This window comes from Aquitalea aquatica, from assembly GCF_013911085.1.
In the GTDB taxonomy this organism is placed as follows: domain Bacteria; phylum Pseudomonadota; class Gammaproteobacteria; order Burkholderiales; family Chromobacteriaceae; genus Aquitalea; species Aquitalea aquatica.
The window spans coordinates 341632-365422 of sequence record NZ_JACERN010000022.1; the positions used below are offsets into that span (position 1 = coordinate 341632).

At 58.4% G+C, this 23791-nt stretch carries 25 protein-coding genes; 13 read left to right on the plus strand and 12 right to left on the minus strand.

Annotation, left to right across the window (positions count from 1 at the left end):
* Positions 1-49: 49 nt before the first annotated feature.
* Positions 50-1249, plus strand: a complete 1200-nt coding sequence (gene purT / locus H2Z84_RS07415; RefSeq protein WP_181835405.1) for a formate-dependent phosphoribosylglycinamide formyltransferase — start codon at positions 50-52, stop codon at positions 1247-1249.
* A gap of 3 nt (positions 1250-1252) precedes the next feature.
* The gene (locus H2Z84_RS07420) at positions 1253-1639 is read left to right on the plus strand and encodes a group II truncated hemoglobin (protein ID WP_181835406.1); all 387 of its coding nucleotides are present in this window, start codon (positions 1253-1255) and stop codon (positions 1637-1639) included.
* Positions 1640-1705: 66 nt separating this feature from the next.
* On the opposite strand, the gene H2Z84_RS07425 is transcribed toward H2Z84_RS07420, so the two are convergent.
* Positions 1706-2134: a PaaI family thioesterase gene (locus H2Z84_RS07425; RefSeq protein WP_181835407.1), complete on the minus strand. Its 429-nt coding sequence runs from the start codon at positions 2132-2134 to the stop codon at positions 1706-1708.
* Positions 2135-2225: 91 nt separating this feature from the next.
* Complete coding sequence (locus tag H2Z84_RS07430; RefSeq protein ID WP_089085860.1) at positions 2226-2585, minus strand: dihydroneopterin aldolase; 360 nt, start codon at positions 2583-2585, stop codon at positions 2226-2228.
* Positions 2586-2657: 72 nt separating this feature from the next.
* Between H2Z84_RS07430 and plsY the strand changes: the two genes are divergently transcribed.
* Positions 2658-3284 (plus strand): glycerol-3-phosphate 1-O-acyltransferase PlsY, encoded by a 627-nt coding sequence (gene plsY / locus H2Z84_RS07435; RefSeq protein ID WP_181835408.1) that lies wholly within the window; start codon positions 2658-2660, stop codon positions 3282-3284.
* A gap of 107 nt (positions 3285-3391) precedes the next feature.
* On the opposite strand, the gene H2Z84_RS07440 is transcribed toward plsY, so the two are convergent.
* On the minus strand, positions 3392-4351 hold the full coding sequence (locus H2Z84_RS07440; protein WP_181835409.1) for a histone deacetylase family protein: 960 nt from the start codon (positions 4349-4351) through the stop codon (positions 3392-3394).
* 95 nt (positions 4352-4446) lie between these two features.
* On the opposite strand from H2Z84_RS07440, the gene H2Z84_RS07445 reads away from it, so the two are divergent.
* The 3 genes from H2Z84_RS07445 to H2Z84_RS07455 are packed head-to-tail and all read left to right on the plus strand — an operon-like array spanning position 4447 to position 8217.
* The gene (locus H2Z84_RS07445) at positions 4447-5346 is read left to right on the plus strand and encodes an AAA family ATPase (RefSeq protein ID WP_181835410.1); all 900 of its coding nucleotides are present in this window, start codon (positions 4447-4449) and stop codon (positions 5344-5346) included.
* Positions 5330-6280 carry a DUF58 domain-containing protein gene (locus tag H2Z84_RS07450; protein WP_181835411.1) on the plus strand — a complete coding sequence of 317 codons (951 nt, stop codon included), beginning with the start codon at positions 5330-5332 and terminating at the stop codon, positions 6278-6280. The genes H2Z84_RS07445 and H2Z84_RS07450 overlap by 17 nt, the downstream gene beginning before the upstream one ends.
* On the plus strand, positions 6277-8217 hold the full coding sequence (locus H2Z84_RS07455) for a transglutaminase TgpA family protein (RefSeq protein ID WP_181835412.1): 1941 nt from the start codon (positions 6277-6279) through the stop codon (positions 8215-8217). Before H2Z84_RS07450 ends, H2Z84_RS07455 begins: the two co-directional genes overlap by 4 nt.
* A gap of 56 nt (positions 8218-8273) precedes the next feature.
* Here H2Z84_RS07455 and rpoS read toward each other — a convergent pair whose 3' ends face one another.
* From rpoS to nadA, 5 genes are all read right to left on the minus strand, one after another.
* A complete protein-coding gene (rpoS, locus tag H2Z84_RS07460; protein ID WP_181835413.1) occupies positions 8274-9221 on the minus strand; it encodes an RNA polymerase sigma factor RpoS in 948 nt (315 codons plus the stop codon).
* A gap of 46 nt (positions 9222-9267) precedes the next feature.
* Complete coding sequence (locus H2Z84_RS07465; RefSeq protein WP_258869323.1) at positions 9268-10362, minus strand: peptidoglycan DD-metalloendopeptidase family protein; 1095 nt, start codon at positions 10360-10362, stop codon at positions 9268-9270.
* Between the two features lie 76 nt (positions 10363-10438).
* A complete protein-coding gene (locus H2Z84_RS07470) occupies positions 10439-11107 on the minus strand; it encodes a protein-L-isoaspartate(D-aspartate) O-methyltransferase (RefSeq protein ID WP_181835414.1) in 669 nt (222 codons plus the stop codon).
* Positions 11092-11835 (minus strand): 5'/3'-nucleotidase SurE, encoded by a 744-nt coding sequence (gene surE, locus H2Z84_RS07475; protein ID WP_181835415.1) that lies wholly within the window; start codon positions 11833-11835, stop codon positions 11092-11094. Before surE ends, H2Z84_RS07470 begins: the two co-directional genes overlap by 16 nt.
* A gap of 106 nt (positions 11836-11941) precedes the next feature.
* Positions 11942-12859, minus strand: coding sequence for a quinolinate synthase NadA (gene nadA, locus H2Z84_RS07480; RefSeq protein ID WP_181835416.1), 918 nt, complete (start codon positions 12857-12859; stop codon positions 11942-11944).
* 470 nt (positions 12860-13329) lie between these two features.
* On the opposite strand from nadA, the gene H2Z84_RS07485 reads away from it, so the two are divergent.
* The 6 genes from H2Z84_RS07485 (at position 13330) to xerD (ending at position 19089) form a co-directional block, all read left to right on the plus strand.
* Positions 13330-16005, plus strand: a complete 2676-nt coding sequence (locus tag H2Z84_RS07485; protein ID WP_181835417.1) for a bifunctional acetate--CoA ligase family protein/GNAT family N-acetyltransferase — start codon at positions 13330-13332, stop codon at positions 16003-16005.
* A gap of 192 nt (positions 16006-16197) precedes the next feature.
* The gene (gene rpsP, locus H2Z84_RS07490; protein WP_045846601.1) at positions 16198-16446 is read left to right on the plus strand and encodes a 30S ribosomal protein S16; all 249 of its coding nucleotides are present in this window, start codon (positions 16198-16200) and stop codon (positions 16444-16446) included.
* Between the two features lie 57 nt (positions 16447-16503).
* Positions 16504-16986 carry a ribosome maturation factor RimM gene (gene rimM, locus H2Z84_RS07495; protein ID WP_220272736.1) on the plus strand — a complete coding sequence of 161 codons (483 nt, stop codon included), beginning with the start codon at positions 16504-16506 and terminating at the stop codon, positions 16984-16986.
* Positions 16986-17753 carry a tRNA (guanosine(37)-N1)-methyltransferase TrmD gene (trmD, locus tag H2Z84_RS07500; RefSeq protein ID WP_181835419.1) on the plus strand — a complete coding sequence of 256 codons (768 nt, stop codon included), beginning with the start codon at positions 16986-16988 and terminating at the stop codon, positions 17751-17753. The genes rimM and trmD overlap by 1 nt, the downstream gene beginning before the upstream one ends.
* Positions 17754-17756: 3 nt before the next feature.
* A complete protein-coding gene (rplS, locus tag H2Z84_RS07505; protein WP_059284675.1) occupies positions 17757-18125 on the plus strand; it encodes a 50S ribosomal protein L19 in 369 nt (122 codons plus the stop codon).
* 82 nt (positions 18126-18207) lie between these two features.
* Positions 18208-19089 carry a site-specific tyrosine recombinase XerD gene (gene xerD / locus H2Z84_RS07510; protein WP_181835420.1) on the plus strand — a complete coding sequence of 294 codons (882 nt, stop codon included), beginning with the start codon at positions 18208-18210 and terminating at the stop codon, positions 19087-19089.
* A 66-nt stretch (positions 19090-19155) separates the two neighbouring features.
* Here xerD and clpA read toward each other — a convergent pair whose 3' ends face one another.
* Positions 19156-21435: an ATP-dependent Clp protease ATP-binding subunit ClpA gene (clpA, locus tag H2Z84_RS07515; RefSeq protein WP_181835421.1), complete on the minus strand. Its 2280-nt coding sequence runs from the start codon at positions 21433-21435 to the stop codon at positions 19156-19158.
* Positions 21435-21743, minus strand: coding sequence for an ATP-dependent Clp protease adapter ClpS (gene clpS / locus H2Z84_RS07520; protein WP_059284672.1), 309 nt, complete (start codon positions 21741-21743; stop codon positions 21435-21437). Before clpS ends, clpA begins: the two co-directional genes overlap by 1 nt.
* A gap of 224 nt (positions 21744-21967) precedes the next feature.
* Here clpS and H2Z84_RS07525 point away from each other — a divergent pair, with 224 nt between their 5' ends.
* On the plus strand, positions 21968-22171 hold the full coding sequence (locus H2Z84_RS07525; protein ID WP_045846595.1) for a cold-shock protein: 204 nt from the start codon (positions 21968-21970) through the stop codon (positions 22169-22171).
* Positions 22172-22275: 104 nt separating this feature from the next.
* Here H2Z84_RS07525 and mdtH read toward each other — a convergent pair whose 3' ends face one another.
* A complete protein-coding gene (gene mdtH, locus H2Z84_RS07530) occupies positions 22276-23484 on the minus strand; it encodes a multidrug efflux MFS transporter MdtH (protein WP_181835422.1) in 1209 nt (402 codons plus the stop codon).
* A 100-nt stretch (positions 23485-23584) separates the two neighbouring features.
* A partial coding sequence (locus H2Z84_RS21275; protein ID WP_181835423.1) for an IS30 family transposase occupies positions 23585-23791 on the minus strand: 207 nt, incomplete at its 5' end.

A 23791-nucleotide genomic window follows, 5' to 3' on the forward strand; every position in this document is an offset into this window, starting at 1 on the left:
GGCAGCAATGCTAAAATGCCGGCCTGGATCATCAAACTGGAGTCGGACCATGCGTATCGGAACCCCGCTCAGCGCCAGCGCGCTGCGTGTCATGCTGCTGGGTAGTGGCGAACTGGGCAAGGAAGTTGTCATCGCGCTGCAGCGCCTGGGCGTGGAAACCATCGCGGTGGACCGCTATGCGGATGCCCCGGCCATGCAGGTGGCACACAGCAGTCATGTGATCGATATGGCGGATGCCGCCGCGCTGCGTGCCCTGGTGGAGCAGCGACGCCCGCATCTGATCGTGCCGGAAATCGAAGCCATCGCCACCGAAGAACTGCTGCGCATCGAAGCGGATGGTCTGGCTGAGGTAATCCCCACTGCCCGTGCCACCAATCTCACCATGAACCGCGAGGGTATCCGCTGCCTGGCCGCTGACGAGCTGGGCCTGCCCACCTCGCCGTTTGCCTTTGCTTCCTCGCTGGACGAATTGCAGCAGGCCATCGACGCCGGTATCGGCTACCCCTGCCTGGTGAAGCCGGTGATGTCGTCCAGCGGCAAGGGACAATCGCTGCTGCGCGGCCCGGATGATGTGGCCAAGGCATGGGAATATGCCGTCAGCGCCGGTCGTGTCGACAAGGGCCGGGTCATTGTCGAGGGCTTTATCGATTTCGATTACGAAATCACCTTGCTGACGGTACGCGCCAGTGATGGTACCGGCGGTATTGCTACCCATTTCTGTGAGCCCATCGGCCATCTGCAAAGAAATGGCGACTATGTGGAAAGCTGGCAGCCGCAGCCGATGAACGAGCTGGCCCTGCTGCGCGCTCGTGAAATGGCCAAGGCGGTGACCGATGCTCTGGGCGGCCGTGGTTTGTTCGGCGTGGAGCTGTTCGTCAAGGGCGATCAGGTGTGGTTTTCCGAAGTCAGTCCGCGTCCGCATGATACCGGGCTGGTGACGCTGGCCACCCAGCGCTTCTCCGAGTTTGAACTGCATGCCCGTGCCATTCTGGGCCTGCCGGTGGATGCGGCGCTGCGCAGCGCTGGCGCTTCGGCCGTGATCTACGGCGGCATGGAAGAACAGGGCATTGCTTTTGAGGGCGTGGCCGAAGCACTGGCGGTGCCGGGTGCTGACCTGCGCCTGTTCGGCAAGCCGGAAAGCTTTGTCCGCCGCCGCATGGGTGTGGCTGTGGCGCAGGCTGATGATGTGGCCACCGCGCGCGAGCGTGCCTTGTTGGCGGCCTCGCTGGTCAAGCCGGTGAAGGGTTGAGCCATGCAGGAAATGACGCCATACGAGCTGATGGGTGGTGAAGGTGTGGTGCGCTGGCTCACCAACCGCTTCTACGACATCATGGATAGCGACCCTTCGGTCAAGGTGCTGCGCGACATGCATCCGGCTGATCTGGCTGGCTCACGCGAGAAGCTGTTCATGTTCCTGTCCGGCTGGTTGGGTGGGCCGGGGCTGTACATGGAGAAGTTTGGCCATCCGCGCCTGCGCATGCGCCATATGCCGTTTGCGGTGGATGGCCCCATGCGCGACCAGTGGATGCAGTGCATGACTCAGGCAGTCAATGAGCTGCTGGTGGAAGACTGGCTCAAGGCCAAGCTGTTGGAGGCCTTCTACAACACGGCGGACTTCATGCGTAACCAGGAAGAGTAATTGCCGGTCTGACCCGGTCAGCCTGGATAACCCTCTGCATGGCGAAAGCTGGCAGAGGGTTTTTGTTTATCTGTTATCCGGCAGCGGCGGGATGGAGTAGGTGCCAGTGACATGGGCGACCGGCTCGTCATTGCCCTCCGAGTACAGCAGTACTTCGCCCACTGCCAGCCGTTTGCCCAGCTTGAGGATGCGGCCTTCGGCAATCACATCCGCCTGCGGCGGCTTGCGCAAGAAATTGATATTCAGGCTGGTGGTCACCGCCAGTTCCACTTTGCCTATCATGCCCAGCACCACGGCGTAGAGGGTGGCGTCGGCCAGTGCCATCAAGGCCGGGCCGGCAATGGTGCCGCCGGGGCGGATCAGGTCGGGGTTGAAATGCATGCGCAGGCTGGCACGGCCATGGCCGATGGCTTCGGTACGCATGCCGAACAGCTTGACCAGCGGCAGCTCGCTGTCAATCAAAGCCTGGAATTCTGCAACACTGATCTGGCTCATGCGAAGGCCCTCGGAAGTGGTTCTTGCATGGTGCTTGACGATAACGTTAACGTCAATCTGTTGTGACACCCCCAGCCTGTGGGGGCACATCTCAGCGCGGGCGGTGGCCGCGCTCGATCAATACGCCTACGCGGCGTACGCCGGGCAGAATACCCAGCTTGGTCACCGATACCTGGACCCACGGCGCGCCAAAGTCTTCGCGGATCACCTTGGCGATATATTCGGCCAGCGCCTCCAGCAGCAGGAAGTGTTGCTCGGACAGCGCCTTGCGCAAGCGCTCCACCACCACGCCGTAGTGGATGGTGTCGCCGATATTGTCGCTGTGACAGGGCACCTCGCTGGGAATGCCGATTTCCAGGTCGATTTCGATGGTCTGCGGATTTTTCCGCTCCCACTCATAAACACCGATAATGGTGTCAGCGCGCACTTCGCGCAGGAAAATGATGTCCATTTTTATGCCGGGAGTTGGGCTTTGTCGCCCGATACCGTAAAATCCGAAGCCTTCTATTCTAATGGATACACCATGACCACGACAGCTTTTGCCTTCGTTGTTGCGGCCTACCTGCTGGGCTCCCTGTCCTTTGCCGTCATCGTAAGCAAAGCCATGGGCATGGCAGACCCGCGCAGCTATGGCTCCGGCAACCCCGGTGCCACCAATGTCCTGCGTTCCGGCAAGAAGACTGCCGCCGTACTTACCCTGCTGGGTGACGGGGCCAAGGGCTGGGTAGCCGTGGCGCTGACGGCCTGGTTCGGTCCGCGCTATGGCCTGGGCGAGCAAGCCATTGCCATGTCGGCACTGGCCGTGCTGATTGGCCATATGTGGCCGGTATTCTTCGGCTTCAAGGGCGGCAAGGGCGTGGCCACCGCGGTAGGCGTGTTGTTTGGCTTCAATGCCTGGCTGGCGCTGGCCGCCATCGCGACCTGGCTGTTCATGGCCTTTGTGGTGAAGATTTCTTCGCTATCCGCCATCGTCGCCTGCGTGATGGTGCCGGTGTATGCCTATTTCATCACCGGGCCGGCTTCACCATATTTCGGAACTTGCATCATCATTGCCATTCTGGTGATCCACCGTCACAAGTCCAATCTGATCAAGCTGCTGACCGGCCAGGAAGGCAAGATTGGCGAGAAGGCCGAGAAGAAAGGCAATTAGTGCTGCCAACAAGCCGCCATGGTGCGCGTCACGGTGGGGAGAGGCCAGCCGGAGAACAAAAAAGCCACCGCATGCGGTGGCTTTTTATTTTTACTGACGGATGGCGGTTAACCGTCCGACAGTACTTTCACATGGGCGGTCACGCTGCGCGCCAGCGAGGACAGGTCGTAGCCCCCCTCCAGTACCGATACGATGCGGCCATCGGCGTACTGGTCGGCAATCTGCATCAGATGGCGGGTTACCCACTCATAATCCGCCTCCACCAGTCCCAGTGAGCCCATGTCATCCTCGCGGTGGGCATCAAAACCGGCAGAAATAAAGATCATCTGCGGTTTGAAATCGTGCAGACTGGGCAGCCAGACGTTTTCCACCACTTCGCGGAATTCCCGCCCGGTGCTGCCGGCCTTGAGCGGCACATTCACCATGTTCGGCCCCACCGGGTTATCACCGCAATAAGGGTAGAAGGGGTGCTGGAAGATGGACACCATCATCACCCGCGGGTCGTCACGGAAGATGTCTTCGGTGCCATTGCCGTGGTGGACGTCGAAGTCGATCACCGCCACCCGTTCAAACTTGTAGGTGGACAGCGCATGGGCGATGCCGACGGCGATATTGTTGAAGAAGCAGAAGCCCATGGCCTTGTCGTGTTCGGCATGGTGGCCTGGCGGACGGATGGCGCAGAAGGCATTGGGTGCCTTGTCCTCGCACACCAGTTCTACCGCCTTGATCACCGCACCGGCAGCGTGGCGCGCTGCCGACAGGGTGCCGGGTGCCATGGCGGTATCCGGGTCCATGCGGAAGGTACCGATGCTGGGCGAACAGGCTTCGATATATTCCACGTAGCGTGGCGGATGAACCCGGGCCAGCTGCTGCTCGGTCACCTCCGGTGCTTCGACTTCATGCAGGCTGTCGTAGATTTGCGCAGCCATCAGTTGATCCCTGATGGCAATCAGCCGCTCCGGGCATTCCGGGTGGCCTACCCCCATATTGTGCTGCAGGCAGACGGGATGGGTGATGTAGGCAGTGAGTCCATTTCTCTGTAGACGGTTTTTTAGCCAAGTGAACACGAGCGTTTCCTTGTTGCGTACGATTGTTTGCGTACAATGGACGCGAGTTTTATCTTTATGTCTTTTCGATAAATACTGCGCGCAACCGGGTCCAAATGCAATCACTCAGCCTTGCCTATCGTCAACTGAACACACTAATTCTGGGCAAGCCACGTGCCATCCGGCTGGCGCTGGCCTGCCTGATCGCCCGTGGTCACCTGCTTATCGAAGATTTACCCGGCGTGGGTAAAACCACGCTGGCGCATGGTCTGGCCGCCGTGCTGGGCCTGCATTACCAGCGGGTGCAGTTCACCAGTGACCTGCTGCCGGCCGACATCCTTGGCGTCAACATCTATCAGCGTGAAACCGGCAGCTTCCGCTTTCATCAGGGCCCGGTATTCAGCCAGTTGCTGTTGGCCGATGAGATAAACCGTGCATCGCCCAAGGTGCAGTCTGCCTTGCTGGAGGCCATGGAAGAGCGTCAGGTTTCCATCGATGGCGAAAGCCATCCGCTGCCAACGCCGTTTTTCGTCATTGCCACGCAGAATCCTTCCGAGCAGCTGGGTACTTTCCCCTTGCCCGAGTCGCAGCTGGACCGTTTCCTGATGCGCATCTCGCTGGGTTATCCACCGCCTGAGGCCGAACGCGCCCTGCTGCTGGGGCAGGACCGGCGCACCCTGCTGGCTGATATCAGTGCCGGCCTGACCGCCGCAGACTTGCTGTTGTTGCAGAACAAAGCCGCCGCGCTGACGGTAACCCCGGATCTGGCCGATTACGTGCTGGCCTTGTTGCAGGCGACCCGGCAGGAGCGCAGTTATCTGACTGGACTCAGCCCACGGGCCGGCCTGGCGCTGCTGGCCGCAGCGAGGGCCTGGGCTTTGCTGGAAGGGCGCGATCACGTCTTGCCGGAAGACGTGAAGGCAGTCTTTCCCCATGTTGCCGGCCACCGGCTGGGTTTGAGTGGCGATGCGCTGGGCAGTCTGAACAAGTTGCTGGATCATGTTGCCATTCCGTAAGACGCTGCAGCGCTGGCTGCTGAGCCGCCTGCCATTGGAGCGTGGCGGACGGCTGGGGCAGAGGCGTATCTATCTGCTGCCTACCCGTTTTGGCTTGCTGCTGCTGCTGGTGGCGCTTGCGGTATGGGTGGGTGCGCTCAATTACGCGGTCAGTCTGGCTTATGCCCTGGCGTTCTGGATCATCGGCCTGATGCTGGTTGCCGTGCTGATGGCTTACCGGCAGTTGTCCGGGCTGAATTGGACGGCGCTGCCAGGTGAGGGGGTATTTGTCGGGCAGAGTGCCGATTGCCGGATACAGCTGGACAATGATTCTGCGCTGGCTCGCCGCCTGCAATGGCGCGCCGGTCAGGGCAGAGAGCCCTTGTCCTGCCTGCTGGCTGCCGGCAGCAGCCAGACGATGGCTCTGCCCTTGTTGTTGGCTCACCGTGGTCGGCATGCTTACCCGGCTGTGCAGCTGTGGAGCACGGCACCTTTCGGCCTGATGCGGGCATTTGCCTGGCTGCGACCGGATGGCCATGTGCTGGCCTATCCTCTGCCTATGCCGGATCGGGAGCGTAATGACTTGCATAGCGAGCAAGGCAGTGGCCGGCAGAGCGGAGATGATGAAGAAGATTTTTCACACCTGGCCGAATATCGGCAGGGAGATACGCCGCGCCAGATTGCCTGGAGTGTGCTGGCACGGCGTGATGTGCTGGTGAGCAAGCGTTTTGCCAGTCAACCCAGAGGCCAGTCGATACGCCAGCTGGCCTGGCAGGATTATCCGGCCGCCGTCGATATGGAGAGCCGGTTGTCGCGTTTGTGCTGGCGGGTGCAGCAATGTGAAAAAGCCGGCCAGCATTACCGTCTGCATTTGCCCGGGGTGCTGATCGAGCCGCAGCCCCAGCAACGTGAACTGGCGCTGGCGGCACTGGCGGAGTTCAAGCTGCCATCATGATCAAGTCATTATTGCGTCAGGGTGAAATGGCGGTATTGCTGGCTTTGGTCCTGGTCATCTTGCCGTTGCTGCTGTTCTTGCCACCATGGTTGCCCCTGCTGGTGTTGTCCATGCTGGCCTTGCGCGCGGCACTGCTACGCCGTCAGGCTGCCATGCCCTCGCTCTATCTGCTGCTACCTTTGCTGCTGCTGGCAGTCGGCGGGCTCTGGCTGAGCCTGAACACGCTGGTGGGGCGCGAAGGTGGTGCCGCCTTGCTGATCCTGTTGCTGGGCTTCAAGAGTTTCGAGTCGCGTCAGCAGCGTGACTGGCAGGTGCTGCTGGCACTGGGCTTCTTTCTGGCGGCCATGCCCTTGTTGTTTGATCAGTCGCCGCTTGCTGCAGTATGGCTCGCCATCAGCCTGCTGGCGCTGACCTGGGCCATGCTGATCCTGTCGGGCGAAATGGTGGAGGGTAGCCTGCGCAGTGCCATGCAGGCGCTGGCATTGTCACTGCCACTGATGCTGGTGCTGTTCGTAGTGATGCCGCGTTTGCCCGGGCCGTTATGGAGCATGCCGCACGACCAGCATGTCGCCAGCACCGGACTGTCCGACAGCATGGAACCGGGCAGCATCAGCCAGCTGGTGCAGCAGCAGGAGCCTGCATTCTCGGTAGTCTTTGCCGGGCAGGCACCAGCGGTGAGCGAAATGTATTGGCGCATCATGATTTTTGATGATTTTGATGGGCGGCGCTGGCAGAACGTCCGTGGCCTGAGCAGCGAGACTGTGCAGTGGCAGGGAGGGCGGCTGGTGTCTTACAGCCTGACCGGCAAACCAAGCAAATCGCGTTTGCCGCTACTGGAGTACACGGTGACAGCTCCGGCTGGCGGGGTGCTGGAGCCGGGTAATTTGTTCAAGCTGGCGCGTGACGGCGATGAACTATTCCGTTTCCAGGCACAAAGCCTGCTCGCCGCCCATTACCGTACGGTGCTCAGTCCGGCTGATCAGGATTTCTATCGCCACTTGCCGCCTGGTAATCCAGCCAGTCGCCAGTTGGCCCAGCAGTGGCGAGCACAAGGCGGCGACGGAGCCGGCTTTGTCCGTACCGCTTTGCAATATTTCCATTTGGACGGTTTTGCCTACACTTTGAAGCCGCCTTTGCTGAACAGTGAGGACGGAATTGATGAATTCATGTTCTCCAGCCGGCAGGGCTTCTGTGAGCATTATGCTTCGGCGCTGGCCTTCATGGCGCGTGCCGCTGGTCTGCCGGCGCGTATCGTCACCGGCTATCAGGGCGGGCAGTTCAATCCGGTGGGGCAGTTCTGGCAGGTCAAGTCATCCGATGCCCATGCCTGGGTGGAAATCTGGCTGGCAGAGACTGGTGAATGGCTGCGGGTTGACCCGACGGCGGCAGTCGCTCCCAACCGGGTGGCGCAAGGTGTCAGCCAGAGCATCCCCGCCATGCAGCCGCAGCTACCCGGCCTGGGGCGCAGCGTGCCAGCCTGGGTATTGCGTGTGCAGCAAAACTGGCAGGCTGCCGGCTTTGCCTGGCAGCAGTGGGTGGTGGGCTATGATGCGGGCAGGCAGCTAAATCTGTATCGCTGGTTAGGCTTGGGCGAGCAGGTGGACAGTGCTGCCGTGTTGCGGGCGGTATTGCTAGGTGGTGGGCTGGCCTGTCTGCCCTTGTTGTTGCTGTGGCGACGTCAACACTCGGTTTCACCCCTGCAGCAAGGACGGCATCGGCTGGTGCAGGTGCTTGCCGCCCTGAAGATCGTAGTGGTGGATAGTGATGGTCCGCTGGATATCTTGAACAAGGCTCGCCGCTTGCCTGAGTCTGATTACCGCCAGCTCAAGGCCTTGCTGAAAGAGTATGCGGCGATGCGTTATCGGCAGCCCGCAGGAGCGCAACAGGTCAAGCAGTGGTTGCGACGGGTCAAAGCTTTCCAGCCAGGGCGCCAATGAAACAGCCCCGCCTGAGGGGCGGGGCTGAAGTATGCCGCTGTGACGTGTGATGGTATTTACAGCAGGAAGTCGCGGGAAATACCCTTGCGACGCAGGATGCGGCGCAATTGCTCCAGGCCTTCGATCTGAATCTGACGTACACGCTCACGGGTCAGGTTCAAGGCAGCAGCCAGTTCTTCCAGCGTGCAGATTTCATGCCCATTCAAGCCGTAACGGCGCTCGATCACCATGCACTGTTTCTCGTTCAACTGCGACAGCCAGTCTTTGACAAACATTTCCAGCTGGCTGTTATGCAGTTGAATTTCCGGCTCTTCATGTTGCTCGTCCGGGATCGATTCACCAATCGACAGCATGGGATCGATATCCAGCGGTGCATCCAGTGAGGCCATGCGCTCATTCAGGTTCATCACCTTGCGCACATCATCAACCGGTTTGCCAACCAGATGAGCAATTTCGTCCAGAGTCGGTTCGCGGCCGATCTGGCTTTCCAGATGGCGCGAAGCACGCAGATAGACGTTGAGCTCCTTGATCACGTGCACCGGCAGACGGATGGTGCGTGACTGGTTCATGATGGCGCGCTCGATGCTCTGCCGTATCCACCAAGTGGCATAAGTGGAGAAGCGGAAGCCGCGTTCCGGATCGAACTTTTCCAGCGCGTGCATCAGGCCGATATTGCCTTCTTCGATCAGATCGAGCAGGGCAAGACCGCGGTTGATGTAGTGCTTGGCAATGTTTACCACCAGGCGCAGGTTATGTTCGATCATCTTTTGCCGGGCTTCAAACTCCCCAGCCACCACGCGTCGAGCCAGCGCCAGCTCCTGGGCCGGTGTCAGCAAGGCATTGTTGCCGATATCGTTCAGATAGATCTGAGTGACATCCGCTACCTCTTCGGTAACACTTTGACGCTCAGCCACTTCTTCGGCATCTGCTTCGGCAGCTGCTTCTTCTGCGGCCTCTTCTTCAAGAACTTCCTCTTCTTCAAGGATATCGCTGTCTTGGCTCATGATTCCCCCCGCTACGGTGGTTCCTTGCAGGGGGAAATACCCCTGCTCAGGATTTGTTGTCTAGGTACTGCATCGGATCGACCGGTTTCCCGAAACGGCGGATCTCGAAGTGCAGTTTTACCTGGTCGGCATCGGTATTGCCCATTTCGGCAATCTTCTGCCCTTTCTTGACACTCTGCCCCTCCTTCACCAGTAACTGGCTGTTGTGTGCGTAAGCCGACAGGAATGTTTTGTTGTGTTTGATGATGATGAGCTTGCCGTAGCCCCTCAAACCATTCCCGCTGTATACCACTTTGCCATCGCCGGCTGCGATGACGGCCTGACCGGTGCGGCCACTAATGTCCAGCCCCTTGTTGCTGTCCGAATAAGTCCGGATGACCTTGCCTTCGGTTGGCCAGATCCAGGCGACTGAGTCTTCTCCTGTTGCTGGCTGGGATTTTTCTTCAATTTTGTTCTTATTTTCCGATAATGCCGCTGGGGAGCTACTGTCCTTTTTATCGGATTGTGCAACAGGAGCTGAAGTGCTGTTTTTCTTGTTGGTGGTATTTTTCTTGCCGGCGCTGCCTTCGCTTTGTTGCACCAGGCTACGCGCAGCCTCTTCCGAGTAGGGCAGTTTGAGGGCTTTGGGGTAGTTCTTGTTACCCGCGGCTGCCGGATTACCACTTTCTACTACAGCTGTATTACGCGAACTTGGCTGCGCTACAGTTTCTGGTGTTTTGACCGCAGCTTGCGGTGCCACACTGCCGGTCGCGTCCGGTGGTGTCAGGCGCAGCACCTGGCCGACCTTGATATTGGTGTCCGGCAGATTGTTCCATGCTGCGACATCCTTGTATTTCAACCCATTGTTCAGCGAGATGCGGAACAGGTTTTCACCTGGTTGTACCACATGGGTTTTCTCGCCACTGCCAGACAACACCGGTTTGGCAGCCAAGCTGCCACTGCTCTGATAGGGGCTGGCTACTGCTACTTCCGCGACCGGTGCGGGAGCGGGAGCGGGTTTGCTGATGGTTGTACCCGCGGCAACCTGGGCCGGGCGGGCGGACTCTACCGGCGCTGCTTGTTGCGCCATGCTGCTGCAACCGGTAAGAACGGCGGCCGTCAGTGACGCCGCAAGCCAACGCTTTGAATGCTGTTTATGCATGCCTGGAGATTTTATATGTCAGTTAGTTGGGTTTTGTAAATCGTTTGATGGGTTATATGTTGTGTTTTTGCAAGAGTTAGTTACGGCCGGGCAGTAATGGGACAAATTTCACCGGGTCTAGCCGGGTCTTTTGCAAGCCTTGCGCCGTCTTCTCCAGCAACCACAAATGCTGTTCGGTTTCGCCAACGGGCATGATCAGGCGCCCGCCTTCCGCCATTTGCTCGACCAGCGCTTCCGGGATATTGCGTGCTGCGGCGGTCATGATGATGCCCTCGAACGGAGCGGCTTCTGCCAGACCGAAATGGCCATCACCATGGACCAGCCGGGCGTGTACCAGTTTGGCTGCCCGCAAGTTGCGTCTTGCTTTGTCCAGCAGGATGCCAAGTCGTTCAATGGAATAAACCTCGGCGCCGGTCTTCAGCAATACAGCGGTCTGGTAGCCGCAGCCAGTGCCGATTTCCAGTATTTTCCCCGGCTTGCGCCCGGCCAGAAGGATTTCGGTCATCCGGGCCACCGTATGTGGCTGCGAGATGGTCTGGCCATGGCCGATAGGGAGGGACACATCGTCATAGGCACGAGTGGCGAGAGCCTGATCGACGAACAGGTGGCGTGGAACTTCGGACATGGCATTGAGCACGCGCTCGTCCTGTACGCCAGCCTGGCGCAAGCGTTCTACCATGCGCTTGCGGGTTCGATCGGACAGCATGCCATAAGCCTGACTGTCTTGTGTCACGGATGAAGCCATGTGTTGATTCCGTCCAGTTGGCCGAAAGCGGTTAGGTCGAGCATCAGCGGGGTCAGGGACACGTGTTTGCCCGCGATGGCGGCGAAGTCGGTACCAGGGCCGGCATCTTGTGCGCTGCCGACAGGTCCCACCCAGTATATCGTCTCTCCGCGCGGATTCTTTGCTTTGATTACCGGTTCGGCATGATGGCGGCGTCCCAGTCGGGTGACTTGCATGGTTTGCAACTCTTCCGGTGGTACATCCGGGACATTGATATTGAGCAGCACCGGCTGGGAAAAGGGTTTTTCTTTACAACGCCTTACCAGTTGATCCACTACCAGGGCGGCGCTGGCAAAGTGCTGGCCGCTGTAGCCGGCCAAGGAAATGGCAACCGAGGGAATGCCGAGCAGGAAGCCTTCGGTAGCTGCGGCAACAGTGCCGGAGTAAATGGTGTCGTCACCCATATTGGGGCCGTGGTTGATACCACTGAAAATCATGTCGGGGCGGAAGTCCAGCAGGCCGGTGACCGCCAGATGCACACAGTCGGTGGGGGTGCCATTGACATAGTGAAATCCGTTGGCGGCCTGGCGTACGGTGAGCGGTCTGTCCAGTGTCAGCGAATTGCTGGCCCCGCTGCGGTCTCGCTCGGGGGCCACGACGACAACCTCTCCATGACGGCACAGGGTTTCGGCCAGGGTACGGATCCCTGGGGAAAAATAGCCGTCATCATTGCTGATCAGGAACTTCATGCTGTGCTTCCAGGTTGGACGCCTGATTGTATCGCTGCCGTGGCGCTGTGGAAAATCGTTGCGGCATGACAGACAAAGAAAAACCCGCCGTGGCGGGTTTGCATGATCAGGCGTAGTAGCGCTGGCTGAAATCCAGCATGCGCTCAATGGGAATGCGGGCGGCATCCATCTGTGCGCTTGTCAGATAGTCGATACGCAGGCCCTCGCCTTGTTGGGCGCGCTTGACTGCCTCGATGGTATTCATCTTCATGTAAGGACAGGAGTTGCACTGGCAGCCGGCGTAGATCGGTGCCTGGCGCAGATCGAGATCGGGACGTGCTAGCCCCATGTTGTACAGAATGCCGTCTTCGGTGGCGACGAAGATGACGGCCTTGCTATCCCCCTTGAAGGCTTTGACCCAATTCAGCATGCCCGAGGTGGAGCCGACATAATCGGCCTTTTTCAGCACTGGCAGCGGGCTTTCCGGGTGGGCGATCAGGTATTTTTCACCGCTGGCGGCGGCAAAGGCTTCGTTCAGCGCGGCTTCGTTGAACTTGTCGTGTACTTCGCACACGGCAGACCATAGCGGCATATCGTAGCCGTACTGGTCATTCAGATAACCGCCCATATTGCGGTCGGGCGAGAAGATGACCTTTTTGCCTTCGGCATACAGGTGGGCAATGATGTCGTCCACATTGCGGCTGGTGACAATCCAGTCGGACAGCGCCTTATGCTCGGCGCTGGAGTTGATGTACGACACATGCACGTGATCGGGATGGCTTTCGCGCCAGGCTTTGAGCGCAGTGACGTCGGTCTGGGTCACCAGCGAACAGGTGGAGCCTGCATCGGGCAGGATGACTTCGGCCTGCGGATTGAGAATTTTGGCGGTTTCGGCCATAAAGCGGACGCCGGCGAAGACGATGATGTCGGCATTGGCTTCTTTGGCATACAAGGACAGCTCCAGGCTGTCTCCCACTTTGTCAGCCATCTGCTGGATTTCTGGCTGAGTGTAGTAGTGGGCAAGGGTGACGACGCGCTTCGTCATGATGAGCTGACTCCTGCCCGCCAGCGTGCTGCAGGCGGGCTGAATGAATATGTTGCGATGCAACGCCAGTGGGTTGCCAAGCAGGCAAGATTAGCAATATTGCAGTGCGATTACCACCAGTAAAGCCGCGTTGAGTCCGTCAGTGGTGGTTGGTCTTTGCTATAAAATTCATTTGTAGCCTGCTTGCCTGAAGTCAACATGACATAGTGATGTTTGCGGCAGGATGAGTCGTGCTATCCCGTCTTGGATGGGAGCTGCGCCGTGCAGAGCTTGAGATTGCAGTCTGTATTATCGTTACTCCTTATTGTGCGTTGCACAATACTGCCGCAACATGACTGGAAAATAATGGCGGCCTGGTTAATGCAAGCTGCTGTGCCGCAAAGATATTTCGCCCGCTAGCTGCCACCCTACCCGGCAAGGCCGCTGGACGATGCTTTATTGCTTGATTCAACAGAATTGGAACCGCTGCCATGAGGCCTCACTACCTTACTTCGCTCTTTTCGCCGCGTAATGTCGCGGTTGTCGGTGCCAGCGATACCCCGGGGTCCATCGGTCAGGCCGTGTTTGCCAATCTGTTGGCAGGCAATTTCCAAGGCAAGCTGTTTCCGGTCAACCTCAATCACAAAGTGGTCGGTGGTATTCCGTCCGTCCCTTCGGTGCGCCTGATCGAGGCTGCTATTGACATGGCTGTGGTGTGCACTGCGATTCGCACTCTGCCTGCCATCATCAAAGACTGTGGCAAGAAGGGCATCAAGGCGGTGCTGCTGGCCAAGGAGTTTTCCGATAGCGAACAGCTGGAGCGGGAGATCCTGAATGAATCGGTATCGATTGCACGCCACTATGGCATCCGGGTGCTGGGGCCGAATGTATTGGGCTTGATGCGGCCGGTGGCTGGCTTCAATGCGACCAATTACACCAGTAAGGTACGGCCGGGCAATATGGCGCTGGTGTCACAGTCTTCCGCCCTGTGTACCGCCATGCTGGACTGGGCTGATAGCAAGGGCATCGGTTTTTCCAGCGTGATTTCGGTGGGCGAGGCGCTGGATGTGGATTTTGGTGAGATCCTGGATTACCTGGTGGCGGATAACTTCACCCAGGGCATTCTGTTGCATGTTCACCACATTCACCATGCGCGCCGCTTCATGAGCGCATTGCGTGCGGCTGCCCGTACCAAGCCTGTGGTGGTGATCAAGTCTGGCCGTTACCAGGATGATGTGACCGGGGTGACGCATTCGAGCAATCTGATCGAGAGTGGCGATGTGTTCGACGCGGCGCTGTCGCGAGCCGGTGTGCTGCGGGTGTCTTCCATTGCGCAGTTGTTTACCGCAGCCAAGGTTCTGGCGGCCAATTTCCGTGTTGGTGGCAAGCGCTTGGCCATCGTGACCAATGGCATTGGCCCTGGGGTGCTGGCGGCTGACAGTGCTTATACCAATGGTGTGGAGCTGGCCAAGCTGAGCGATACCACCATGGAATTGCTCAATAATGCCTTGCCGCGCAACTGGTCGCATGGCAACCCCATCGACCTGATTGGCGACGCCAGCCCGGTGCGTTTCCGTACGGCGGTGAAAGCCTGTATCGATGACCCCAATGTAGACGGGGTGCTGGTGATCTTTACCCCGCAGGCCGGGACTGATCACCTGACCACGGCCCAGTTGATGATTGGCCTGCAGCGCGAATCGAGCAAGCCGATGTTCCTGTCCTGGCTGGGTGATGCCAAGGTATCAGAAAGCCGCGACCTGTTTTCCAAGGCCAAGTGTGCCCATTTCCGTGCGCCGGAATATGGTATCGAGGTGTTCCGCAACCTTGCCTCCTACCATCACAACCAGCAGTTGCTGCTGCAGACCCCCAGCCCGCTGGAGGGCAAGCGCGAGGCTCCGGATCTCAGTCGCGCCCGCGCAGCCATCGCCGGTGCCATGGCTGAAGGGCGCACCGTGCTCTCCGAGCGGGAGTCCAAGGAAGTACTGGCGGCCTTCCGCATTCCGGTCAATCCGACCCTGCTGGCGCGCACCGAAGATGAGGCCGTGGCACTGGCCGAGCAGATTCACTATCCGGTGGTGTTGAAGATCGATTCGCCGGACATCATCTATAAGTCCGATGTGGGCGGTGTAGAGCTGAACATCAGCAACGAAGCCACCTTGCGCGCAGCGTTCCAGGGCATTCTGGAGCGCGCGCGCCAGGCCATGCCGGAGGCACGTATCGACGGCATTTCGGTACAACCCATGCGCAAGCGGCGTTTTGCCCGCGAGGTCATGGTGGGGGTGACGCATGACAGCTCGTTCGGGCCGGTGATTACCTTTGGTGCCGGTGGTATCGCGGTAGAAGTGATGCATGACCGTGCCTTGTCCCTGCCGCCGCTCAACCAGTATCTGGTGGGCAGCATGATACGCAAGACCCGCATTGGCCAGTTACTGGGTGCCTTCAAGAACCTGCCCGCCGTGGACATGGATGAGCTGGTGGATGTGCTGCTGCATGTGTCGGAAATGGTATGCGAGCTGCCGGAACTGCGCGAGATGGATATCAATCCGCTGGTGGCGGATGAAAAGGGCGTCATTGCCCTGGATGCGCGCATCATCGTCGAACCGTTGAAGCCGGATGTGAAGCGTTACGGCCATATGGCCATCATGCCTTACCCCATGCACATGGTGCGTAGTGCCACGTTGACGGATGGCATGAAGGTCACCATCCGCCCGGTACGACCGGAAGATGCCGAAATGCAGCAGGAGTTCGTGCGTACCCTGTCCGATGAAAGCCGCTACAACCGCTATATGTCCAGCATCAAGCAGCTGTCACAGACCATGCTGGTGCGCTTCACCCAGCTGGACTACGACCGTGAGATGGCACTGGCCATGACTTGCGAAACAGAAAACGGTGAAGAGCAGCAGGCGGTGGCCCGTTTCATTACCGACCCGGACAACGAAGGTTGCGAGTTCGCGCTGGAAGTAGCCGACAAGTGGCAGGGCAAGGGCATCGGCTACATCCTGATGAATGCCCTGTTTGATGCGGCCCGTGAGCAGGGGCTGACCGTGATGCGTGGCGAAGTGCTGGCCGGCAACAAGGGCATGCTCAAGCTGATGCACAAGCTGGGCTTTACCGTGGAAACCCACCCGGAAGACCGGGCACTGACCATCGTCACCAAAATCCTGTAAGGCAGCTTGGGTGGCTGATGGCCGCCCACATCGCCCCGGTGTGTGGTTTTTATCCGTCAAACAGGGGTGTCCTGCCTGCTGATATGGGCCGCACCGGGCCGCAAGCGTATTAAGCGCTTGCAAGATAAGGGAAAAGTGCCATAGAATCGTGGGCTTTTCTACGATACCGTTTTTATCTAAGGACAATCGACAATGGTAGTGATTCGTCTGGCACGTGGCGGCGCCAAGAACCGTCCGTTCTACAACATCGTGGTGACCGATTCCCGTAACCGTCGTGACGGTCGCTTCATCGAGCGCGTTGGCTTCTACAACCCGGTAGCTAACGAGAAGGAAGAGCGCGTGCGCCTGACTTCCGATCGTCTGAACTACTGGATCGGCGTTGGCGCTCAGGTTACCGACGCCGTAGCCAAGCTGCTGAAAGAGCAGAAGGTTGCTGCCTAATCGTTCGTTGACTCAACTAACGGACTAAGGCGCATGCGCAAAGAAGATCTCGTCTTGATGGGGTTTGTGCGTGGCGCCTTCGGTATCAAGGGCTGGGTGAAAGTCCAGGCCGATACCGAATACGCTGACGGTCTGTTTGACTACCCGGTCTGGTGGCTGGGCAAGGATGACAGCTGGAAGCCGTACACATTTGAAAACGGGGCAGTGCAACCCAAGGGTTTATCCGCCAAGCTGCAAGGCGTTGACGATCGTGACGGGGCGGAAGCCCTGCGTGGCCTGCAAGTTGCTGTTCCCCGTAGTGAATTGCCGGAAGCTGGTGAAGGCGAATATTACTGGTCCGATCTGATCGGCCTGTCTGTCGTCAACCAGCAAGGCGTGGTGCTTGGCAAGGTAACCGAATTGATGGAAACCGGTGCCAATGACGTATTGGTAGTTGAAGGTGAGCACGGCCAGCGGCTGATTCCCTTTGTCGGCCAGTTTGTGCTGAATGTAAATCTGGCTGAGGCCAGCATTTCAGTGGACTGGGGCCTCGACTACTGATGCATATCGATGCCATCACGCTGTTTCCGGAAATGTTCGATGCCATCGCCCGCTTTGGCGTAAGCCAGCGGGCGCTTGATTTGGGCATTTGGGATTTCCAGAAATGGAATCCACGCGATTTCACCCATGACAACTATCGCCGTGTGGACGATCGTCCCTATGGTGGTGGGCCTGGCATGCTGATGCTGATCGAACCGCTGGAAGCGGCCATTACGGCCGCCAAAGCGCGTCAGCAGGCAGCAGGTGTCGAAGAGAGCCATGTGATTTACCTGTCACCGCAGGGTCGTGCCTTATCGCACGAGAAGGCGGTGGAGCTATCCCGGCGTCCCGGTCTCATTGTATTGTGCGGCCGTTACGAAGGGGTGGATGAGCGCTTGATCGAGCGCCAGGTCGATGAGGAAGTTTCCATTGGCGACTACGTGTTGTCCGGTGGCGAACTACCTGCCATGGTACTGATGGATGCAGTCATTCGGCTGCTTCCTGGCGTGCTCAACGATGCCCAGTCTGCTTATGAAGATTCATTTGTGAACGGACTCCTTGATTGTCCGCACTATACCCGACCCGAAGACTATCAGGGCATGCGGGTGCCGGATGTGCTTATGTCCGGAAATCATGCACTGATTGCTAAATGGCGGTTGAAGCAGGCGCTGGGAAGGACGTGGCAACGTCGCCCGGATCTGTTGCAAGGCCGCTCTTTGACAAAACAGGAATCTCGGCTGCTGGCAGAGTACCAGCAGGAACAAGATATCCTCAAAAAACCGGAGTAAAACATGGATCTGATCCAGAAACTCGAGCAAGAAGAAATCGCCCGCCTGGGCAAGACCATCCCGGAATTCGCTCCTGGCGATACCGTTGTGGTTCATGTCAAGGTAAAGGAAGGTAACCGCGAACGTCTGCAGGCTTACGAAGGTGTTGTTATCGCCAAGCGTAACCGTGGTCTGAACAGCTCTTTCATCGTGCGCAAGATGTCCGCTGGTGAAGGTGTTGAGCGTACTTTCCAGTCCTACTCCCCTCTGGTGGCTTCCGTAGAAGTGAAGCGCCGTGGTGATGTACGTCGCGCCAAGCTGTACTACCTGCGCGGCCGTACCGGCAAGTCTGCACGTATCAAGGAAAAACTGCCGGCTCGCAAGCAAGGCTGATCCTGATACCGTCAGGTATGATAAAAGCGCAAGGCAGCTGCCTTGCGCTTTTTTTACGTCTGCAGCCAGGTGAGGGAAGGGCATGAGTAGCGAAAGCATAGACCGGTTTCTGGATCATCTGTGGCTGACCGACGGACTGTCAGCCAATACGCTGGCGGCTTATCGCCGCGATCTGCTCAAGCTGCAACGGCAGTTACAGGCGGAGGGTGCCGAGCTGGATGCGGCGGACCAGGCACTCATCCAGCAAGCCCTGCTGATGGCGGTTGATACCGAAAAGCCAGCTACCCGTGCCCGCCAGTTGTCCTGCTTGCGGCGCTATTATCAGTTTCTGTTGGCAAATGGCCATCGTCCTGACGATCCGACCACCCATCTGGGCAGCCCCAAATTGGGACAGCGCTTGCCCAAAGCATTGTCCGAGGGGCAGGTGGAGCTGCTGCTACAAGCTGCTGATGTTGACGAGCCGCTGGGTTTGCGAGATCGGGCCATGCTGGAGGTGCTGTATGCCACTGGCTTGCGGGTATCCGAGCTGGTCGGGCTGACCCTGCAGCAGCTGGACATGATTACCGGCTTGATCATTACTCGCGGCAAGGGCAACAAGGAGCGCATGGTGCCCTTGGGTGAGGTGGCGCTGGAGTGGCTGGAGCGTTATTTTCGTGAGGCGCGGCCATTGTTGCTGGCGGGAGCGCAGTGCGATGCGGTGTTTGTCACTCAGCGCAAGGCCGGCATGACGCGGCAGATGGCCTGGTATCTGATTGCCGGCTATGCCCGGCAGCAGGGATTGCCACCCATCGGCCCACACATGCTGCGACATGCTTTTGCCACGCATCTGGTCAATCATGGTGCTGATCTGCGCGTGGTGCAGCTGCTGCTGGGTCATTCTGATATTTCCACCACGCAGATTTATACCCATGTGGCACGCGAACGGCTCAAGCAGCTGCATGCCCAGCACCATCCGCGTGGCTGAGCCGGATTGTCGTCATCAAAAAAACGCCCGCAGACGATGCGGGCGTTGTGGTGATAGCGGGGTGGCTCAGGCTGGTTCGGCTGCGAGTGTTTCTGGGTCGAATTGCAGCTCCACCACATCCTGCTCGTTGACGGTGACGGTTACCTCTCCGCCATTGGCCAGGCGGCCAAACAGCAGCTCGTCGGCCAGTGCCTTGCGGATGGTGTCCTGAATCAGCCGTGCCATCGGGCGTGCCCCCATCAGCGGGTCAAAGCCACGTTTGGCGAGGAAGGCGCGCAGCGCGTCGGTAAAGTGGATTTCCACCTTCTTGTCGCTGAGCTGGTGTTCCAGCTGCATCAGGAACTTGTCCACCACCTGCATGATGATCTGCTCATCCAGCGTCTTGAAGGAGATCGTGGCATCCAGCCGGTTGCGGAATTCCGGGCTGAACAAGCGCTTGATATCGGCCATTTCATCACCGGCTTCCTTGGACTGGGTAAAGCCCAGTGTCGGCTTGGACATGGCTTCGGCACCGGCATTGGTGGTCATGATGATCACCACATTGCGGAAATCTGCCTTGCGACCGTTGTTATCGGTCAGGGTGCCATGGTCCATCACCTGCAGCAGCACGTTGTAGATGTCCGGATGCGCTTTTTCGATCTCGTCCAGCAGCAATACGGCATACGGGTGTTTGGTGATGGCTTCGGTCAACTGGCCACCCTGTTCGAAGCCGACATAGCCGGGAGGTGCGCCAATCAGCCGGCTGACTGCATGGCGCTCCATATACTCGGACATGTCAAAGCGAATCAGCTCCACACCCAATACATAGGCCAGCTGCTTGGCGACCTCGGTCTTGCCCACCCCGGTCGGGCCGGAGAACAGGAAAGAGCCGATGGGCTTTTGCGGATTGCCCAGGCCTGAGCGGGTCATCTTGATGGCGGTGGCCAGGCTTTCGATGGCCTTGTCCTGGCCGAATACCACATTGCGCAAATCGCGTTCCAGGTTTTTCAGCACATTGCGGTCATCGGTGGAAACCGTTTTCGGCGGAATGCGGGCGATCTTGGCCACGATCTCTTCGATCTCGGACTTGTTGATCACCTTCTTCTGCCGCGACTTGGGCAAGATCTTTTGTGCAGCACCAGCTTCGTCGATCACGTCGATGGCCTTGTCCGGCAAGTGACGATCATTGATGTAGCGGGCTGACAGTTCGGCAGCGGTGGACAGGGCTGCCTGAGTGTACTTCACGCCATGGTGAGCTTCGAAGCGCGATTTCAGCCCCTTGAGGATTTCCACGGTTTGTTCCACGGTCGGCTCGGCCACATCAATCTTCTGGAAGCGCCGTGACAGGGCGTTGTCCTTTTCAAAAATGCCACGGTATTCGTTATACGTCGTAGCGCCAATGCAGCGCAGGCTGCCATTGGACAAGGCTGGCTTCAGCAGATTGGATGCATCCAGCGTACCGCCAGAGGCGGCACCGGCACCGATCAGGGTGTGGATTTCGTCGATGAACAGGATGGCGTGTTCATCTTCGGTCAGTTGCTTGATGACAGCCTTGAGGCGTTGCTCGAAATCGCCACGGTATTTGGTGCCAGCTAGCAGCGCGCCCATGTCAAGCGCATACACGGTGGCCTTGGACAGGACATCCGGCACTTCGTTGTTGACGATGCGCCGCGCCAGCCCTTCGGCAATCGCCGTCTTGCCCACGCCGGCTTCACCCACCAGCAGTGGGTTGTTCTTGCGGCGACGGCAGAGGATTTGCACCGTGCGTTCTAGTTCTTGTTCGCGGCCGATCAGCGGATCGATTTTCCCATCGCGCGCTTGCTGGTTGAGGTTGAGCGTGTAGTTTTCCAGCGCGCCACCCGGCCCGGCAGATTGCTCTTCGCTCTCGGACTCGTTGTGCTGCTCACGCGGCTCCGGCGGGTGTTGCGGCGAGCGCTGTTTGGTAATGCCATGGGAGATGAAATTGACAACATCCAGCCGAGATATTCCCTGCTGATGCAGGTAATACACGGCATGTGAGTCTTTTTCGCCGAAGATGGCTACCAGAATATTCGCACCGGTCACTTCCTTCTTGCCGGAAGATTGCACATGCAAAATGGCGCGTTGAATCACCCGCTGGAAGCCCAGCGTAGGTTGGGTTTCGACCTCGGTTTCCCCGGGAACGGTGGGGGTGTGTTCGTCAATGAAGTCGCCCAGCTGTTTTTTCAGCTGGTCGAGATTGGCCCCGCAGGCGCGCAAAACATCGGCGGCGGAGGGATTGTCGATCATGGCAAGCAGCAAATGCTCCACGCTGATGAACTCGTGGCGCTTGCGCCTGGCGTCCATGAACGCCATATGCAGGCTTACTTCAAGCTCCTGGGCAATCATCAGTTTTCCTCCATTACGCACTGAAGCGGATGCTGGTGTGCTTTGGCAAATTGCGACACCTGTTCAACCTTGGTGGCAGCCACGTCTTTGGTATAAACGCCACACACGCCGTGACCTTGCGTATGGACTTGCAACATGACCTGGGTAGCCTTTTCCCTGTTCATGTGGAACAACTGCTGCAACACTTCCACCACAAATTCCATTGGGGTGAAATCATCGTTCAATAACAATACCTTATACATTGGGGGAGGGGTGGTCCTCACCCGTGACACCTCTTTGACGGCGTCGTTGCTGAACTGCGTGGACATGTCGACTTTCAGTTAAACCGCGGTTTACTTCAATTTTGGTTCCCCCAGACTTTTTTTCAAGGGGCGAGTGCGAATTCCTTTTGGACTTGACGCTATCACGATGGTTGCGTAGAAATGCTGTTCAGGTGCTTGGCTTAGCTGTTTGGCATTCCCGGATAAGCCGGAATGGACAGCAAGCTTTAAGTTGGTCGGCCTCACCAGCCATAGTCAATCAAGGAAGTAACATGTCAATTGGTACCGTTAAGTGGTTCAACGACGCTAAAGGCTTTGGCTTTATTACCCCGGATGAGGGTGGTGAAGACCTGTTTGCCCATTTCTCCGCCATCAATATGCAAGGCTTCAAGACCCTGAAAGAGGGTCAACGTGTAAGCTTTGACATCGTTAGCGGCCCGAAAGGCAAGCAAGCGTCGAACATCCAAGCTGCCTGATCAGGCAGAGGATGTGCCAGGATTGCCAGGTGCGCTGACCTAATCAGTCAACGTCCCGACAGCTTCAAACAAAACCCCGCCAACCGGCGGGTTTTGTTTTTTCATCAAATGGTATTGCTGGCATAGCGTGTGCTGGCAGGAGCGCGCAGTAACTGTCCCCACAGTGCCAGCAAGGTGATGGTGCCAATCATGGCCAAGCACAGCCAAGGCAGCGACGGCAGATGCCATTGGCGGGACATGTCCAGCAGCCAGCCTCCTCCAACATAGCCCACGGCACCACCCAAAGCCAGCCCCAGCCGACTGCAACCCAGATAGCTGGCGCGCGCTTGTGCCTTGGCCAGCCCGGCGATATAGGTTTCCCGCGCCGGCTCCATGATGATGGACCCCAGAAAAAACATGGCCAGAATGACAAAGGCCGCCAGTGGATGTTGCACGCTGCTCATGATAGCCAGGCTAAGGCTCATCAACCCCAGGCCGATCAGCATGCGCTGCTCGCGTCGCAGATAGCGTTCTCCCCAGCGTGCCAGCGGATAAAGCAGGCTGAGTGACAAGCAGGTCTCCAGCATATACATCCAGCCTACCGCCTGATAATTGCCAGTCAGTTGCTTGATGGTCACCGGGACCAGCAGCATGACTTGGACTGCGAGCATGTAATATCCACTCAAGGTCAGTACAAAGCGCATATAGCTGCGATCGTGCAAGACGGTGCGCATGGAGTGCCAGGGGGAGGTCTTGCCCGTGGCGACCCGGTACGGCGGCAGCAACAGGGCATTGACTACGGCAGCCAGCACGAACATGGCGCAGCCTGCCAGACCAACCCAGCGAAAGTCGAATTGCAGCAGCCAGGAACCCAGCAGGGCGGCAGCCACCGCGCCGGCGCTGTCCTGCATCATCAGGATGGCGTAGAAGTGCGGCCGCTCCCTGGGCCGTACCAGTTTGGCAACCAGCGCCGTGCGCGGCGGATCAAACAGGGTCCCGCCCAGGCCAGAGAGCAGGCAGGAGGCAAACAGCAGCCACGGTGCATGCGCCAGTGCCATGCAGGCAAAGCCAGCGGCGCGCATCAGCATGCCGCAGACAATCAAGGGCTTGGCACCGTAGCGGTCGGCTAGCGAGCCACCAAACAGGCCCAGCCCCTGCTGCATGAACTGGCGCATGGCCAGTGCCAGGCCGACGATCGTGGCGCTCCAGCCTAACTGGTCAACAAAATGCAGGCTGATCAGCGGGAAAACCATGAAAAAACCGAATATCACCAGCAGGTTGTCCAGCAGGATAAACGCCTTGCCCAGTTTGCGTGCCCGTTGTGCCGAAGCCATGTGTTCTCCTCATCCGAACAGCATTTTAAGGAGGCGGCCTGCTATTATGTAAGTCGACTTCTACTAATATTTCATATGCGATTTTTTTATGTCGGCGGTTTCAAGGGCCAAGTGCAACGGTGCTTGGAATTCTGATATCCAGATTGAAGCAACATTCCCAGAATGCTTCGCTTGGCTTCTTAAACCCGAGTGATTTGCGCGGCCGGTTATTCAGGCTCCAAGCGATCTGATCCAGTTCCTGTTGGGTAAACTGGCTTAAATCCGCTCCCTTGGGCAGGTACTCCCGTAGCAGACCGTTAGTATTCTC